Annotated in this window: 16 protein-coding genes; 6 read left to right on the top strand and 10 right to left on the bottom strand. The window is 37.8% G+C overall.

Translation table 11 applies throughout. The features are described 5' to 3' along the window. The first annotated feature begins 132 nt into the window (after positions 1-132). Positions 133-711 carry a hypothetical protein gene (locus IQ10_RS05420; RefSeq protein ID WP_144449485.1) on the top strand — a complete coding sequence of 193 codons (579 nt, stop codon included), beginning with the start codon at positions 133-135 and terminating at the stop codon, positions 709-711. A 94-nt stretch (positions 712-805) separates the two neighbouring features. On the opposite strand, the gene IQ10_RS05415 is transcribed toward IQ10_RS05420, so the two are convergent. The 4 genes from IQ10_RS05415 to IQ10_RS05400 form a co-directional block, all read right to left on the bottom strand. Beyond that, entirely contained in the window at positions 806-1219 is a 414-nt protein-coding gene (locus IQ10_RS05415; protein WP_144449484.1) for a Fur family transcriptional regulator, read from the bottom strand. A 15-nt stretch (positions 1220-1234) separates the two neighbouring features. Then, positions 1235-2071 (bottom strand): metal ABC transporter permease, encoded by an 837-nt coding sequence (locus IQ10_RS05410; protein WP_144449483.1) that lies wholly within the window; start codon positions 2069-2071, stop codon positions 1235-1237. A gap of 78 nt (positions 2072-2149) precedes the next feature. Then, a complete protein-coding gene (locus IQ10_RS05405; protein ID WP_144449482.1) occupies positions 2150-3019 on the bottom strand; it encodes a metal ABC transporter permease in 870 nt (289 codons plus the stop codon). A 3-nt stretch (positions 3020-3022) separates the two neighbouring features. Further along, positions 3023-3790, bottom strand: coding sequence for a metal ABC transporter ATP-binding protein (locus IQ10_RS05400; protein ID WP_144449481.1), 768 nt, complete (start codon positions 3788-3790; stop codon positions 3023-3025). A gap of 268 nt (positions 3791-4058) precedes the next feature. Here IQ10_RS05400 and ppx point away from each other — a divergent pair, with 268 nt between their 5' ends. Continuing rightward, the gene (gene ppx, locus IQ10_RS05395) at positions 4059-5624 is read left to right on the top strand and encodes an exopolyphosphatase (protein ID WP_144449480.1); all 1566 of its coding nucleotides are present in this window, start codon (positions 4059-4061) and stop codon (positions 5622-5624) included. Between the two features lie 58 nt (positions 5625-5682). After that, positions 5683-7806 (top strand): RNA degradosome polyphosphate kinase, encoded by a 2124-nt coding sequence (locus tag IQ10_RS05390; protein ID WP_144449479.1) that lies wholly within the window; start codon positions 5683-5685, stop codon positions 7804-7806. A gap of 59 nt (positions 7807-7865) precedes the next feature. On the opposite strand, the gene IQ10_RS05385 is transcribed toward IQ10_RS05390, so the two are convergent. The 4 genes from IQ10_RS05385 to IQ10_RS05370 all read right to left on the bottom strand — a co-directional run bounded on the left by IQ10_RS05385 (position 7866) and on the right by IQ10_RS05370 (position 12076). Further along, the gene (locus IQ10_RS05385; RefSeq protein WP_144449478.1) at positions 7866-8567 is read right to left on the bottom strand and encodes a lytic transglycosylase domain-containing protein; all 702 of its coding nucleotides are present in this window, start codon (positions 8565-8567) and stop codon (positions 7866-7868) included. A gap of 328 nt (positions 8568-8895) precedes the next feature. Further along, positions 8896-9765: a metal ABC transporter permease gene (locus tag IQ10_RS05380; protein ID WP_144449477.1), complete on the bottom strand. Its 870-nt coding sequence runs from the start codon at positions 9763-9765 to the stop codon at positions 8896-8898. After that, positions 9765-10517: a metal ABC transporter ATP-binding protein gene (locus IQ10_RS05375; RefSeq protein WP_144449476.1), complete on the bottom strand. Its 753-nt coding sequence runs from the start codon at positions 10515-10517 to the stop codon at positions 9765-9767. Before IQ10_RS05375 ends, IQ10_RS05380 begins: the two co-directional genes overlap by 1 nt. A 428-nt stretch (positions 10518-10945) precedes the next feature. Next, positions 10946-12076 (bottom strand): two-component system sensor histidine kinase NtrB, encoded by a 1131-nt coding sequence (locus IQ10_RS05370; protein ID WP_144449475.1) that lies wholly within the window; start codon positions 12074-12076, stop codon positions 10946-10948. Between the two features lie 207 nt (positions 12077-12283). Between IQ10_RS05370 and IQ10_RS05365 the strand changes: the two genes are divergently transcribed. Then, positions 12284-12547 (top strand): DUF2624 family protein, encoded by a 264-nt coding sequence (locus IQ10_RS05365; protein WP_144449474.1) that lies wholly within the window; start codon positions 12284-12286, stop codon positions 12545-12547. Positions 12548-12673: 126 nt separating this feature from the next. Here IQ10_RS05365 and IQ10_RS05360 read toward each other — a convergent pair whose 3' ends face one another. Together IQ10_RS05360 and IQ10_RS05355 are read right to left on the bottom strand one after the other, a co-directional pair. Beyond that, complete coding sequence (locus tag IQ10_RS05360) at positions 12674-13567, bottom strand: deoxyribonuclease IV (protein ID WP_144449473.1); 894 nt, start codon at positions 13565-13567, stop codon at positions 12674-12676. A gap of 28 nt (positions 13568-13595) precedes the next feature. After that, positions 13596-14963 (bottom strand): DEAD/DEAH box helicase, encoded by a 1368-nt coding sequence (locus IQ10_RS05355; protein ID WP_144449472.1) that lies wholly within the window; start codon positions 14961-14963, stop codon positions 13596-13598. Between the two features lie 323 nt (positions 14964-15286). On the opposite strand from IQ10_RS05355, the gene vrrA reads away from it, so the two are divergent. Together vrrA and IQ10_RS05345 are read left to right on the top strand one after the other, a co-directional pair. After that, positions 15287-15844, top strand: a complete 558-nt coding sequence (gene vrrA, locus IQ10_RS05350; RefSeq protein WP_144449471.1) for a VrrA/YqfQ family protein — start codon at positions 15287-15289, stop codon at positions 15842-15844. A gap of 206 nt (positions 15845-16050) precedes the next feature. After that, complete coding sequence (locus tag IQ10_RS05345; RefSeq protein ID WP_144449470.1) at positions 16051-16545, top strand: CarD family transcriptional regulator; 495 nt, start codon at positions 16051-16053, stop codon at positions 16543-16545. Positions 16546-16554: the final 9 nt, after the last annotated feature.

Genomic DNA, 16554 nt, shown 5'->3' with positions numbered 1-16554 from the left:
CAATATTAGTATGACGCATAAGCTTTAAATTATCGGTGACAATCATTTCATGGAAAGGAAATCACTCTAGACCAAGTAAACAAATTCGTGTAAGGTAGAAGATAAGTTCTGTAGAAGTATGAGGTGAATATAATGAGTACGAAGAAAAGAATGGGACTAGACATTGATGGTACCGTAACCGCACCTGATACATTTGTCCCTTATTTAAACAAGCATTTTAATAAAACACTAACTTTAGATGATATCGTGGAGTACGATTTAACATCCATTCTAAATATTACCGAACAGCAATTTTGGGAGTGGATGGGTGAGCATGAGGGAATCATTTACGAGCAAGCAGAACTTGCTCCAGATGCTGAAGAAACCTTGCTTCAATGGACGAAACATCATGAGCTCATTTATATTACAGCGCGTAGAGAACATTTAGCTTCGATTACACAAAATTGGTTTACAAATCGTTCTTTACCTTTTGATCATATTGAATTAGTCGGTAAACACGATAAACTTGACGCTGTTCGTGAGCATAAGCTCGATATCTTTTTTGAAGACAAGCATGATAATGCAGTAGCGATCGCTGAGGAGTTTAACATTCCTGTTATTTTAATGGATACACCATACAACCGCCTCCCTGCACCTGATAATGTCATTCGCGCTAAAAATTGGGTCGAAGCGAAAACGTGGGTCGATAACTGGCTTCAAGAATCATCATAAAATTGCAATCATCAAAAAGGACTGAAAAAAACCAGTCCTTTTTATATCTTCATCTTATTTTAAAAATTTATTAGCTGATCCTTCTAATCATTTCTTAAGAATGACACTCTTCGCATTTCCCATAAATTTCAAATTTATGCCCCGTTACTTCGAAATCTGGGAACTGTTGATGAATCGATTCCATTGGACAGCTATGAATATGTTTTGTTTTTCCACAATCTAAACAGATTAAATGATGATGATGCTCTGTCGTTGAGCAACTAAATCGGAAACGTTTTTCTCCCTCTAATTCAGTCGCTTCTAAAATATCCATTTCTGTGAATAATGACAAATTACGGTAGATTGTATCAAAACTCATCCCAGGATATTCACCTTGTAAACGCTCAAGGACTTCTTTCGCTGATAAATAACGTTTTTCATTTGCAAATAAACGGAGCATATCTTCTCTTTTCCCTGTATGCTTAAACCCTTTTTCCTTCAATATTTCCATTGCTTCATTCACATTCACGTCTCGTTCCCCCTTTTATCGTCCAAGCTGGCTTATTTTTTTCAACAGTATCACGAAAAGTAAAACAAGCAAAGCCATAAGGACAATCATTCCGCCTGTCGCAATATTATATTGATAAGAGACATACATTCCTGAAATAACAGCTATTTCAGCAAAAAGAATCCCATAACCAATTAACTGCTTGAAGCTTTTAGCTATTTGTATACTAGTTGCGACTGGTATGACAATCATAGCTCCAACGAGTAAGACTCCTACCACCTTCATCGACATTGAAATCACAAGAGCAATCAACAAGGCAAAGACAAAGTTAGCCGTTCGAATCGAAATGCCCGAGACTTTTGCAAATTCTTGATCAAAGGAAATTGAAATAAATTCTTTATAAAACATACCGATAATGATAAGAACAATTAGAGCCATACCTAATATAAATTGAATATCACTTACCGTGACACTTACAATACTACCAAACAAATACGTATACCATTCATTATAGCCTGTTCGTGCTAAGCTAATAAAGATCGCACTCATCCCAATACCTGCTGACAAAATAATTGGAATGGCAAGCTCTTGAAAATGCCGATAAACGACACGTAGCCTTTCTGTAATCAAAGCACCTAAAAGCGCGAAGATAACTCCTAAATACATTGGATTAATCGCTTGAAAAAATGGACCTAGTGTTCCAAGAAACACGCCTGCTGAAATTCCTGTTAACGTAATATGAGAAATCGACTCTGAGATAACAGAAACACGTCGCACAAGTAAAAATGCACCAACAATCGGAGCAATGAAACCGATAATCACTCCCGCAACAAGTCCTCTTTCAATAAATGTAAGATGTAATAATATGTCCATCAGGCATGTTCCCCTATCTTTTCCTCACGTCATTTTACATGAGATAACCATTTGAGACAATGATTGCTCAAACATAATCTAGCTTGTTTTTGCTGCTTTTGAGTGGGTGCTCCGAACCTTCAACCAAATCTTTTGAGTATAAATGGTCATAACTAATATCAACACGGCAATCATCACAATCATCCCACCAGGAGCTAAATCGAGGTGATAAGATGACACAAGCCCCCCAATAACGGCAATTTCACCAAATATGATCGAATATAAAAACATTTGCTTAAAGCCCTTCGCCAGCCTCATCGCTGCTGCTACTGGCAATGTCATTAGTGAGGAAACGAGCAAAATGCCAACAATTCTCATCGAAGCAGCAATCACAAGTGCAACCATCACGATAAAGATAAAATGAATGACTTTGCGATTGATGCCAGAAACGACGGCTTGCTCTTCATCAAATGATAAGAAAAATAACTCTTTATAGAAAAATACAAGAACAGTCAGAACGATCACCGTAATGATACTTATCGTCCAAAGGTCTGAGCGACTAACTGCTATGACGCTACCAAATAAGTAATTAAACAAATCATTATTAAATCCATCTGCTAACGAAATAAAAACGACACCTAAGCCAATTCCTGCAGAAAGAATAATTGGAATCGCTATTTCTTTATAAAATTTATACACACTCCTTAGCTGCTCAATTAAAAGAGCACCGCCAACAGAGAAAACCATCCCTAAGTATAATGGATTCAAACCTTGGAAGAACGCAACATACTTCGCTAATAGTAAGCTAGCCGCAATTCCTGAGAGCGTAATATGAGAAAGAGCATCTGCGATAAGCGAAAGCCGACGTACGACCAAAAAAACGCCGAGCAAGGGGGCTAGTAATCCGATCATAACCCCTGTAAAAAATGCATTTTGGAGAAATTCATAGCGAAAAAAAGCTTCTAACATTTGCTAGTGTCCTCCGTGACTGTGATTATGCGTTAGGAGATGTACATCATGACCATACATGGATGATAGGTCCTGATTGGCAGCAAAATCAGCTGTATTTCCGTGGAAATGAAGATGTTTATTTAAACAAGCTACATCCGTTACATGGTCTGTCATTGCGCCAATATCATGAGTTACCATGACCAGCGTAATCCCTCTTTCTTGATTTAGATGCACGAGCATGTCGTAAAATTGACGAACATTCGTTACATCTACGCCGACTGTCGGCTCATCAAGGATAAGTAGCTCTGGTTCACTTACAAGGGCACGAGCAATAAAAACGCGTTGCTGTTGACCACCCGATAACTCACCGATATTTTGATGAATATAATCTGTCATCCCTACTTGCTCAATTGCCTCTCGAACCTTCTGTTTATGATTGCGATTCAAAAAGCGAAAAAGTCCAACCTTTCCATATAAGCCCATCGAAACAACTTCAAATACAGTAGCGGGAAATCCTGAATTGAAACTATTTGCCTTTTGAGAAACAAAGCCGATTTTATCCCATTTACGAAACTTATTCACTTGTTCTCCAAATAAGCGAACCTCACCTGATTGTAATGGAAGTAAGCCAAGAACTAATTTAATGAGTGTTGATTTTCCAGAGCCATTTGGCCCAACTAACCCAAGAAAACCACCTTTTGGAATTGATAAGGAGATATCTTCAAGTACAGCGCGGTTACCATATTGAAATGATACCCCTTTGATGGAGATAGCTTCTTCTTGATTCATGTATCTCTCCTCCTTTCTCCTTCTGCGCAAAATATATCCGTATAAATCAAAGTTTAAAGACACGAACGATCAGAGTCATAATAACGTTTATTGCTATTCTTCTTTTGAATTGAAACACTTTTATCAGAACGATTACGATTTAAATCTGTGTCCTTACCTATTATAATGGATATTTATTTTCTGTCCAGCCTCGCGCATGGAAGAAATGTTTTTGCTATAATGAAGACAACTTTAAACACATTGTGAGATTGTTGGGAGATGAACACTTGTGATTGAAAAACAATTTGCCATTATTGATATAGGTTCCAACTCAGTACGTCTAGTTATCAATCAAATCGATCATAACGGTTGCTATAAAGAGTTACACAATTATAAAACCGTAGCTCGTCTTAGCTCTCATATTAACGCTGATGGTCATTTCACGAAAAAAGGAATCAATATTCTTTTAGACACTTTAACTCGCTTTAAAGATATCATCCACTTTCATCATGTTAAGGAAGTAACCGCGATTGCAACAGCCGCTATGCGAAAAGCGAACAATCGCAATCAAGTGGTAGAACTAGTGAAAGAACGGCTTGCTTTTGATATCCAAATCCTATCTGAATACGAGGAAGCATTTTACGGATATCTCGCTGTTGTTAATTCCACTAACATTAAAAATGGCTATACAATTGATATTGGTGGAGGAAGTACAGAGGTTACATTTTTTGAAAATCGGGAATTGATCTATTATCACAGCTTCCCATTCGGTGCGGTCACGCTTCAACAGCAATTTGTAAAAGGTGAGCAGCCAACTGAGCGTGAATTAGCTGCTATTAAGGTTTTTATATCCTCACAACTGAAAACGTTATCTTGGCTACAAGAAAACCGAGACTATCCTGTCATTGGGATTGGAGGAAGCGCCAGAAACCTTTCTCTCATTCATCAACGTCAAATCGAGTACCCGCTTGCTGGCTTGCATCAGTATGAATTCTCACGCACTGAATTGCATAATCTTAATAAGATGCTCCAGCAAACCACTTACGAAGAACGATTATCGATTGATGGATTATCCAAGGATCGTGCCGATATTATCGTCCCTGCGGCTGAGGTTATTTCATCCCTGGTTGACCATGTCAATGCTGATACGTTCATTATGAGTCGAAAAGGCTTACGTGACGGTATTTTTTACGAGGAATTACTGCGATCAATGGAAACTCGCTATTTTCCAAATGTCGCCGAAGAGAGCTTCTATCAATTATCACATAGTTATGAGGTTAACTTAGATCATGTAAACCATATCACCTATTTAGCTACACGTTTATACCAAGAACTCTCAGCTAATTGTTCGACGAAACATGATCAAAAAGTTGCCCTGCAGCTTCTTAAACATAGCGCTCGAGTTCTCTATATCGGTGAATATATTAATAGTGAAGCAAGTAGTCAAAACACATTTTACCTAGTTACGAATATGACCATTGAAGGGCTATCTCATCAAGAACGTTTAGCTATTGCCTTCATTTCTTCTTTTAAATCAAAATCACAATTGATGCAGTTTGCGAAACCATTTAAGAACTTGCTCCATAAAAAGCAATTAAAGCTTTATGAATTCCTAGGATCGATTATGAAGCTTGCTTACTGCTTAGATCGAACAAAACGGAATGCTGTAGTTGAAATCGGGCATATCGATGTGAATGACAAAACCTTTATTATTCCTCTCTATTACCAAGAGGATGCCCATTTTGAAGATATGCAAGCAGGAAAACATAAAAAGCATTTAGAGCGTGCAACTGGGTATGATATTGAATTACATTATATCCCATCGATAGACCTTAAAAAACCAATCTTAACATAAATTTTACAATCAGCTGTTAGAATAAAGTAGATGAATGTATAGGAAAGGTTGAATAATCATGCACAAAGATCCAATTACCCAAGAAATCGTAGACCTTAATAACCCAACCTTATACAATAACCGTGAGTTAAGTTGGCTTGCTTTTAATGAACGTGTGTTAGAAGAAGCAATGGATGAACGTAATCCATTGCTTGAACGCTTTAAATTTTTAGCGATATTCAGTTCAAATTTAGATGAGTTTTTTATGGTACGAGTTGCTGGTTTAAAAGATCAGATAAAGGCAGGCTTTAACCGACCAGAAAACAAGGCTAGTCTTACGCCTAAACAACAGCTGAAGCAAATCTCGGAGAAAAATCATCGGTTAGTGCAGCTGCAGGATGCTGTTTTTACAGAAACACTTCTTCCAATGCTGTGTCAGGAAGGATTTCAATTTCTATCAATTGAAGAATGTACAGACGAGCAGCTGACTTTTTTACAGCATCGTTTTAATCATTATATTTTTCCTGTTTTAACCCCGATGGCCATTGATGCTTACCGACCATTCCCAATGCTTCTTAGTAAGAGCTTGAATCTTGCTGTCGTTTTGCGGAAGAATAATGGTGGACAGACAGTTAGAAAAGAGCAACTCGCTATTGTGCAAGTTCCTGCCGTATTAAATCGCGTGATTCAGCTTCCTTGTTCTGAAGGAAAGTCAGAATTTATTTTACTCGAAAATGTCATAAGTCACTTTATTGATAAACTGTTTAATGGTTTTAATGTTCAATCTGTTTCTCCATTCAGAATTACGAGGAATGCCGATTTGACCATTCATGAAGAAGGTTCACGAGATCTACTTAGAGAAATTGAAAAAGAATTAAAGAAACGAAAATGGGGTTGTGCCGTCCGTTTAGAAATGCAAGAAGGCATGATGGACCCTAATGTACTTAACCTATTGCTTGACGTGCTCGAAATTCACAAGAATGATGTTTATTCTTTTCAAGGGCCTCTTGATTTAACATTCCTTTTCAAACTATATAATCAAATTGTCATTGATCATGAATACTTAGCAAATGAAACACTTATTCCTCAACCACCTGAAGATTTAATAGGAGAAGATGATATTTTTCAAGCGACATTAAAACAAGATATTTTCTTGCATCATCCCTATGAATCTTTTCAGCCAGTCGTCGATTTTATCTCACGCGCAACTGATGATCCGAACGTATTAGCCATTAAACAAACGCTTTACCGAGTAAGTGGGGATTCACCAATTATTCATGCTCTTGCAAGAGCAGCAGAAAATGGAAAACAGGTTACAGTACTTGTCGAGTTAAAGGCTCGTTTTGATGAAGAAAATAACATTCAATGGGCAAAAAAGCTTGAAAAATCAGGGGTCCATGTCATTTATGGTATCACTGCATTAAAAACGCACAGTAAAATTACCCTTATTGTTCGTCATGAAAATGATAAAATCCAGCGATTTGTTCACTTAGGAACAGGTAATTATAATGATTCAACCGCAAAGCTATACACAGATATGGGTATCTTAACGGCAAATGAAGAATTTGGAATTGATGCAACGAATTTTTTTAATTATTTAAGTGGATATAGTGAAAAACCAACATGGTATCATCTTTCAACAGCACCCTTTGAAATTAGAGATCAATTTCTTCAATTAATCGATGATGAAATTGAATATCATAAGCAATTTGGTGAGGGTAGAATTATAGCTAAAATGAATTCAATAACCGACAAGCCAATTATTTTAAAGCTTTATGAAGCGTCACAAGCAGGAGTTAAAATCGATTTAATTGTTAGAGGGATTTGTTGTTTACGACCTGGAATCGAAGGGGTTAGTGAAAACATTCGTGTCAGAAGTATTGTCGACCGCTTTTTAGAGCATAGTCGTATTTTCTATTTTCACCATCAGGGCGAGGAAAAAATATATCTATCATCCGCAGACTGGATGACACGAAATATGGAAAAACGAATTGAAATTCTCTTCCCTGTCTTAAGTCAAAAGAGCAAATACAGGATAAAAGAGATTCTTGAAATAACGTTATTAGATAATACTAAGGCACGTGAACAATCGAAAGACGGCAATTATGCTTATGTCGAGCGCCAGTCTCATGAACAACCGATCCAAAGTCAACTTTATTTTTACGAAATGGCTGCACGGTTTACCGAAGGCGATGATGAATAATGAGAAAAAGCTGATCCTCTTAATTATTAGAGAGGATCAGCTTTTTACGCTTTTATTAGTTAAGGGTTATAGGCTACCCATTCAAATTTTTCGGCATTCTCTTGAATTTCTACAGCATACCAACTTTCAGCATGCCCATTCTCAGCAATGTATTTTTCAAGTCCGTACATTCCGCGATGATACGCTGTTAGCGCATGATCCCAATTTTCATATTTTGAATAAAGGTAGCTTAAATATTCTACTGATAGCTGGATCGAATAAAGCGGATCAAAAAGCAACTCTTCTTCATACGGTAAACCAGCCATCTCTGCCATCCACGGAGCTGTATTTTTCATAAATTGTCCCATTCCATAAGCATGGCCATAACGAGTTTCTGGACCTACTGCGTTAGGATCAAATCTTCCACCTGTTTCTGTTCGTAAAAGTTCATAAACAATAAATGGATCTACATCACGCTGCTGGGCAAGTTCTCCGAGAAAAAGTCCCCACTCTTTTTTGAATTTCCCTTCACTATCCTCATAAAGCTGCTCCGCTAATTCATTAGAACGGACCCATGTATTATAATTTGCCGCTACTTCTGTTGAAACTGGCTGCTTAGCAAAATAAACTTGCATTTCCTTCATTTCCTGGTTTAAAAGTAGCACCTCATTCAGTTGCTCTTTTTCTTTTACTGTATCGTGAAGTTGATCATTTTTAACATAAAGAAAACCAGTTACGAAGGAAAGGAAGACAATGAGACTAATAAATATAAATTTTTTCATTCTTAACTCCTCCATTTATTCCTTGCGTTGCAATGAGATATATCGTAACGAAATCCTCATTCTAACTCAACAAGGACATCTCTACAAATAGGAGGGTATCTCATGATATATCGAACTCTTATACCCTGAGGGGTTGATCAGCTTAGTTATTCTCCTTCATATATTGATTTCCTCAAAAATACGCTATTTTAAATGGGACTAAATTTCTATTTAAGAAAGGATCATCCTTTTATTAACCAATAAACCCCAAATCAAAAAATTAGGACTTTTTATAAAATAGAAAAAAACGGAGCATTTCCTCTCCGCTTTTTGAGACATCATATTTTTTTTATGCAACATTTTGAACATGTCTTGAACGCCATTTTTTTGTCAAAATTCCTTGTTTTGGTGAGAATAAAAAAGCGATTCCGAATAAGACAGATGCTACTAACACAATGGACGCACCAGATGCGACATCATAGACGACCGAAAAGAATATTCCCACAACTGCTGAGATCACACCAAATATGGCTGAAAGAGAGATCATGACAGGCAATCGATCTGTGAGTAAGTAAGCAGTTGCTCCAGGTGTAATCAGCATTGCAACGACAAGAACAATTCCGACTGTCTTTAGGGAAGCTACTGTGACAAGAGATAACAGTAACATCAGTAAATAATGAATCAGTTGGACTGGTACCCCTGTTGCTTTTGCCATAACTGGATCGAATGTACTAATGAGCAATGGACGGTAAAAGATCACAATCATCGCTAGCACAAAAATCCCTATACCAAATGTAACCCATAAATCGCTCTGAGATACGGCTAGCACATTTCCAAATAGAATATGCCATAAATCAATACCTGTTCCCCTGAGGCCCGTAATAAGCACAATTCCGAGTGCAAAAGCGGCGGTGAACATGATGCCAATGGCTGAGTCATCTTTAATCCGACTATTTTGTGAGACGAATCCTATCGCAAGTGCGGTCAAGACTCCCGTTACGACCGCACCAACAAAGAAGCTTGCCCCAATCATATAAGCAATTACGACACCTGGTAAAACAGCATGTGAAATGGCATCGCCCATCAATGCCATCCCTCGTAAAATAATAAAACATCCAATGACCCCGCAAATAATTCCTACTAATATCGCCGCTAACAGACCTTGCTGCAAATAGGAATAGCGCATCACTTGGTCAATAAACATCGTGATTTCACCCATTAATTGCTCACCACCATCATATCATTAGAAGCACCAAATAACGTCATACTACCTTTGTACGTCTTTGATAATATGTCTGGTTTATACACTTCTTTAACCGCTCCAAATTCAACAAGTTCTTTATTAATAAGGAGTAGCTGATCAAAATACTCTTCGACCTTGCTTAAATCATGGTGAACAACAAACACAGTTTTCCCCGCGTCACGAAGCTGTCGTAATAAACGAATAATGATATCTTCGGATGTCACATCAATTCCAACGAATGGTTCGTCAAGGAAAAAGACATCTGCTTGCTGTGCTAAAGCCCGCGCAATAAATACTCGTTGTTGCTGACCACCAGATAATTCTCCAATTTGTCGCTTGCGGTATTCTAACATCCCGACTTTTTCTAAAGAATCAATCATGATTTCCCGCTCTTTTTTTCCTGCTCTCTTATACCAAGGAATATGGCGAAAACGGCCCATCATCACAACATCCTCAACTAAAACAGGAAAATCCCAATCAATCTGATTTCGTTGTGGTACATAAGATACTTGTTTACGTACGTCATTGACCTCCATACCTAAAACAGTAACTGAGCCTAGTGCCTTCTCGAGGCCTAGAATCGCTTTAATTAACGTAGACTTACCTGCCCCGTTCGGCCCAACAATACCAATTAAATTTCCTTTTTCAGCATTGAAACTAATGTTTTTAATGGCTTGATTGTTCTCATAAAACACGGTAAGATTTTTGACTTGTATCACGCTCTCCATACTATTCATCCTCCAATCTTAAATCTTACTGTTCTTAAGTCATTGCATTATTGTTGCAGTAGAGCAACTTTCAGAAAAGACTTCTTTATCCATATTTTTAACAACGTACTACTTATTCAATTTCGTATTATGATGCTCTATCTTATGGCTGATGCCTAATAAATGTGCAAATTTAGTACAGGCAACAAAAGTTTCCTCGAGGAAACTTTTGTTGCTACGTTCAATTATAATGGCTCTTTTCAATCTTGTAAATAAATAAATCTTTAAACGTAAACCCATTGTTAGAAAATGCAGCAAATCACATAAAATTTTCACGAGTCTAAGCTTTCAACTTAGAATAGAAAAGACTTCTTCATTTTCTTTCTAACTTAGAACTAACAAAATTTCACCATAAAAAAGAGCATTCTGCTTCTAACAGAACACTCACACTAGTCTTGTAATGGTAATGAAATCATGACAGTCGTTCCAATACTATACGTGCTCTCTATTTTAAACGCACCTCCATGATCTTCAATTATTTTTTTACACAATGGTATGCCAATCCCTGTACCACTCTCTTTTGTTGTAAAAAAGGGCTTTCCAATTTTATTGAGGACAGATTCTGGCATGCCTCGTCCATTGTCTTTAATATAAATGATATAATCATTGTCTTTAATCTTCGTATCCACCCAAAAGGCACGATTTGTATTTGATTCACCATACGCCTCTATCGAGTTACGCAAAAGATTCAGCATAACCTGTTTGATCATTGATTCATTTACATGCACCAACTTGGATGTTTCAAATATTTCAAGATGAAGCTCAACATTGTGAAGCAAACATTCTGCTTTCATAATCTCAATGAGTGATTTCATTAATTTAACAGGTGATTGCCATTTACGATCAATTTTTTTTCGTGAAACAGATAAGAAATCTTCAATAATTCCATTCATTCGATTTAATTCAGAAAGAATTGTATCATAATACTTTTGAAAATCATTTGTTAATTGAGCCAATTGTAAGAAACCCTTTATAACAGATAAAGGGTTTCTTAATTCATGAGCTACTCCTGCAGCAATGTGAGAAACCGCTTCCATTTGATGATGGAAAGTAAGAAGATTCTCAAATTGTTTCTGTAGAGAACGGTCTTCGAAAATAAGATAAATAGTTTTATCCGCAAAGAAAGGTACTGCACGTATGCGAAACAGGAAGTCCTCTCCTTCAAACTCATCCTCTTGTCGCGAATTCTGATCATGGGCAGCACAAATAAGATCTACACAAAATGAAACGAATGGATTAATTAAGGCAAGCTCTTTTAAGGAAAGTAGCGACAATTCACTCTCTTCTATATCTGCCATTTCTAAAAAAGCATCATTCCACTTAACTGCATATAATTGATCATTCACTTTTAAAAAAGGTATAGCTAATTCTTCTATTAAAAAATTTTCCTCGAATATGATATTCTCTAGTACCTTTGAGTCTGTATTTGTCACTTGATTACAACTTAGGAACGGTGGGTTTAATGCCCTCATGTTTCTCCCTTTTGGGGCTATTTGTTTATTTAGGTGCTTTTTATCCATAAAGCCCCACTCCTTCTTTGTTCTTCTTTTCCGCAGTCCCATTCAGAACTAAGTTTTAAAGTATGAACGATTTGCTCATTATAAAAGCTCTCTAATCTTATTACTCTAATTCGATAAGACTGATGAGATTTCCTTTTTTTTTGTGCACATTTTCTCTTTCACCTCATACACTATCAACATCTTACTTGAGAAAAAGGGGATGTTGATATGAACGCTTTTATGCAACAGCTTGTTAACCATAAGATTAATTCATTAACAAAAGACGAACTTCTTCAGCTCGCTAGGCAGCACCAAATCACCTTAAATCTGGATCAAGCCCAAAAGGTCATCACTATTCTCCGCTCTGAAGATATTAACATTGCCAATCAAGAGCAAGTTAATCGTATTTTGCATCGATTACAAACAAATATTGATCCATATGTCTCCTCAGTTGTTAACCAACTCCTCAAGCAATTCGGCTCGTACCTTTAATACTTTTATTTAGCGTATGCTCTATACCTAGGAGGGAAAAGCATTATTTTTTCTTTCCAACTAGGATCTAACCAACTTTTGCAAAGAAAAAAGCAGAGAGAAATGTAATTCCCTCTGCTTCGTTCTTTATTCCATTATTTTATGAAGGATATTCTCATCAAATTGTCCTTCTTTAAGCATGGCAATTTCATGCTTATATGGAGGCTTTTTATTTTTCTTATCATCACCAACAAAAGGTGTTTCAAGGATCTTAGGAATGTCGGTAAGTTGTGGATGATGAACAATGTAATGAAGTGCTTTGTAGCCAATATGCCCAAAGCCAATGTTTTCATGACGGTCCTTTGCAGCTCCACGCTCATTTTTACTGTCATTTATATGAAGTACCTTTAAACGATCGAGGCCGATAATACGGTCAAAGGAATCAAGGACACCATCAAAATCTGATACGATATCATAGCCTGCATCGTTTATATGGCATGTATCAAAGCAGACAGAGAGCCTGTCATTATGCGTAACTCCATCAATAATAGCCGCAAGTTCTTCAAATGTACGTCCACATTCAGATCCTTTTCCTGCCATTGTTTCAAGCGCAATTTGCACATCACGCTTCTCTTCAAATACTTCATTTAAGCCCTCAATGATTTTTTGAATACCAGCTTCTGAACCAGCGCCGACATGTGCACCTGGATGAAGCACAATTTGTTTTGCACCTAAGGCTTCTGTTCGTTCAATTTCTGAACGTAAAAAACGGACACCAAGCTCAAATGTTTCAGGCTTTGTTGTATTTGCGATATTAATAATGTAAGGAGCATGAACAACGATATCAACCATACCGTGCTCTCTCATATGAACTACGCCTTCTTCGATATTTAGCTCTTCAATCGGCTTACGTCTCGTATTTTGCGGAGCTCCTGTATAGATCATAAATGTATTTGCTCCGTAGGAAGCTGCTTCTTCACTCGCTCCAAGCAGCATCTTTTTACCGTTCATTGATACATGAGAACCTATTTTCAGAGTCATCTATTTTTCTCTCCCTTACAAACAACGTTTACTTCTTGTTTTTTGATGAAACTCTTCTCTGTCTTTGTGCTTCTTTTGCTTGCTTAAATCGTGCTTTTTTCTTATGAGCTGGCTTGACTCTTTTTGGCTTCGCTTTAGCTTTGCCGCCAGTTCGTTTTTGCGGATCTGTTGAGGACTTAGCAGGTGTTGGATTCGCTTCTGTTGTCGTACGAGTAGGCTTGCGTTTACCAGGCACACCTAATGGAGCACGATCAAGCTTCGTCCATTCTCCTTTTTTGTAATCAAAGTACGTAAAGCGAATGCCGCGTTTTTGTAACTTTTCGATTGCTTGCTGATCTTGTTGGTCGTAAATGGTCAGAGCAATCCCATCCGCACCCGCACGAGCTGTTCGACCAACACGGTGAATATAAAAATCTAAGTCTTGAGGTAATCCATAATTAATAATATGACTAACACCTTTTACGTCTATTCCACGAGCTGCAAGATCTGTTGCAACTAGGTATTGAACCTTCACATCATTTACTTGCTTCATCACTTGCTTTCTTTGTCTCGGCTGCAAGCCTCCGTGAAGTCGTTCCACATTCAATCCCGCTTCAAGCATCGCATCAGCCACTTCGTCTGCTTCATCTTTTGTGTTTGTAAACACAATAGCTAAATAAGGATTAATAGACTGCGCTAATTCTACAATAAAAGAAAGCTTCTCACGATGGCGTAATGGAACAATTCGATGTTCAATCTTTGTTGCCGCTACCCGTTTTGGATCAACTTGAACATGACGCGGATCAGTCATATATTTTTTCAAGAATGGTTGTAATTTTTCTGGGATCGTAGCTGAAAAGACCATCATTTGCAAATCCTCTGCCATTCTAGATGCGACCTTATCTACGTCATCGATAAAGCCCATATCAAGCATTTGATCAGCCTCATCGACAACAAGCATCTTAGCTGTGTAAACGTGAAGCGCCTTTTCTTCAACTAAATCCGCAAGACGCCCTGCTGTGCCAACTACAATATGCGGCTGTACTTTTAGGCGGTCAATCGTTCTTGCACGGTCCGTTCCACCTACTAGCAGCTTTGCCTGAATCTGGTCCTGTTCATCACAATGTTCAACAAGCTTCTTTAACTCATTAAAAAGCTGTGTCGCGAGTTCTCGCGTCGGTGCTGTAATAACAGCTTGTACCTCGTCCTTGGTTGTATCAATACGATCAAGAATTGGTAATAAAAAAGAGAGGGTTTTTCCTGTGCCTGTTTGAGATTGACCAATGACATCTCGTCCATTACGAATGGCGGGAATAAGTCTCTCCTGAATTTCTGTCGGTAATGTAAAGCCTTGAGCATCTAGCGCTTCAATGAGAAATGGCTTCAGCTCAAAACGCTTAAAATTTTCTGATTTCATCTTATTTCCTACTTTCATCTATAACTTGCCCTCGTGACGAGGGGACTTGGCGTCGCTCACACGACGTGAGCGATCTTAGCAAATGTTCTTTATCATCCCGATCATTCTCTAGTAGCGAAATATCTGTTTGCAATAGCTCATTTTATCATACTATCTATCCTTATGGCTATTCAACTTAGGGATTTATTTGCTAGATCCAGCATCGCTCACCATATCAGTAGAGCTTGCATATATTTATTTATAAGGAAAATCATTCATCTGATGATAACAATGAACGAAATGATAGAAATCACATGCACGATCTCTAGAAAGGAGAAGGTACAATGCAAAGTGTATTTGGTCCACCATTTGGTTCAATCCCCATACAACCACCCTTACCAATTCAAGGTGGATTTATCCCTCCTAGTGGTGGCATGTTTTCCTCAGCCTCAGCTCCATTTTCATCTGTAAGTCCAATCAATCCAGGTTTTGGCTCTGCAATTGGTCGAGGAGGTGGGGGGCTCCTTGCTAGATTATTCGGAGGTGGTGGAGGGACAAGTGCACTAGGAGGTTTTCCAGCAACAGCAGCAACTAGTGGAATAAACTTTTCAACAATCCTAACAAATACGCAACGAGTTCTTGGTATTACCCAACAGGTTATGCCGATGATTCACCAGTATGGTCCGATTGTTCGAAACATGCCAACAATATGGCGAATTATGAGAAGTAACCCAGTAGAAGGTGAAGCTGAACCAACTGAAGACATTTCAGTGCCTGTCCCAGTTCAAGATGAAGAGAGTCTACGCAGGAATGTAAAAAGGCTACCACAAGTTGATGCTAAACCTCGCCAATTCAAACCAAAAGAAATTTCAGGCATTCCAGGACCAAAATTATATGTATAAAACCTAGTATTCACGCTACAACTCCAACAGATGAACATATTTTTACACATTTTCCCTATTTGTCTTGATGAAACATACTCACCTTGAAAAATCGCTCACTAATTCACGTAGTTTTTTGTTGACAAGATTCGCAGTTGAGTAGTAAAATTTTATTTTTGATTTATTTTGTGTTATACTATTGGTATTACTCGATTGGAGGAATGCCCATGTTTAAAGTTGGTGACCATGTTGTCTATCCTTATCACGGTGCAGGAACAATTCAAGATATAGAAGAAAAGGATGTGCTCGGCGAGACTCATTCTTACTTTATTCTTCATTTCCCGCTCGTTGATGTGAAGCTCATGCTTCCAGAAAGTCGAATTAATGACTCTGGGTTGCGCAAGGTAATAGACCAATCGGAGTTAGACGTACTTGTAGACGCCTTACAAAACGGACCGGATATTCCACCATCTACAAGTCATTTCTCTCGTGAAACAGAAAATCTTTTAAAAAGTGGAAGCATCATTGATGCTGCACATCTTATTTCTTCCCTTTCAAGAAAGCAAACTGAACGGGCAAACGGGCTTCATATCCAAGACCGTAACCATCTTCAAAAGGCTCGTCAAATGATTGCTAGTGAGCTCGTCTTGATGAATGATATGACTGAAGAACAAGCTTATGAGTTTATTGATCAAGCGCTGTTAGAATTAAAACAAGCGTAATCATTGTCA

The sequence above is a fragment of the Halalkalibacter nanhaiisediminis genome (assembly GCF_007830185.1).
GTDB lineage: Bacteria > Bacillota > Bacilli > Bacillales > Bacillaceae_D > Halalkalibacter > Halalkalibacter nanhaiisediminis.
The sequence above is the reverse complement of the archived record's forward strand: the minus strand, read 5'-3'. Positions and strand labels throughout refer to the sequence as shown.

Bases quoted from the DNA above. Each gene is read 5' to 3' on its own strand.
- IQ10_RS05345 (WP_144449470.1), top strand. From the start codon at position 16,051: ATGTTTAAAGTTGGTGACCATGTTGTCTATCCTTATCACGGTGCAGGA.
- IQ10_RS05380 (WP_144449477.1), bottom strand. From the start codon at position 9,765: ATGGGTGAAATCACGATGTTTATTGACCAAGTGATGCGCTATTCCTAT.
- IQ10_RS05370 (WP_144449475.1), bottom strand. From the start codon at position 12,076: ATGGATAAAAAGCACCTAAATAAACAAATAGCCCCAAAAGGGAGAAAC.
- IQ10_RS05365 (WP_144449474.1), top strand. From the start codon at position 12,284: ATGAACGCTTTTATGCAACAGCTTGTTAACCATAAGATTAATTCATTA.
- IQ10_RS05355 (WP_144449472.1), bottom strand. From the start codon at position 14,963: ATGAAATCAGAAAATTTTAAGCGTTTTGAGCTGAAGCCATTTCTCATT.
- vrrA (WP_144449471.1), top strand. From the start codon at position 15,287: ATGCAAAGTGTATTTGGTCCACCATTTGGTTCAATCCCCATACAACCA.
- IQ10_RS05375 (WP_144449476.1), bottom strand. From the start codon at position 10,517: ATGGAGAGCGTGATACAAGTCAAAAATCTTACCGTGTTTTATGAGAAC.
- IQ10_RS05410 (WP_144449483.1), bottom strand. From the start codon at position 2,071: ATGGACATATTATTACATCTTACATTTATTGAAAGAGGACTTGTTGCG.
- IQ10_RS05405 (WP_144449482.1), bottom strand. From the start codon at position 3,019: ATGTTAGAAGCTTTTTTTCGCTATGAATTTCTCCAAAATGCATTTTTT.
- IQ10_RS05420 (WP_144449485.1), top strand. From the start codon at position 133: ATGAGTACGAAGAAAAGAATGGGACTAGACATTGATGGTACCGTAACC.
- IQ10_RS05390 (WP_144449479.1), top strand. From the start codon at position 5,683: ATGCACAAAGATCCAATTACCCAAGAAATCGTAGACCTTAATAACCCA.
- IQ10_RS05400 (WP_144449481.1), bottom strand. From the start codon at position 3,790: ATGAATCAAGAAGAAGCTATCTCCATCAAAGGGGTATCATTTCAATAT.
- IQ10_RS05385 (WP_144449478.1), bottom strand. From the start codon at position 8,567: ATGAAAAAATTTATATTTATTAGTCTCATTGTCTTCCTTTCCTTCGTA.
- IQ10_RS05360 (WP_144449473.1), bottom strand. From the start codon at position 13,567: ATGACTCTGAAAATAGGTTCTCATGTATCAATGAACGGTAAAAAGATG.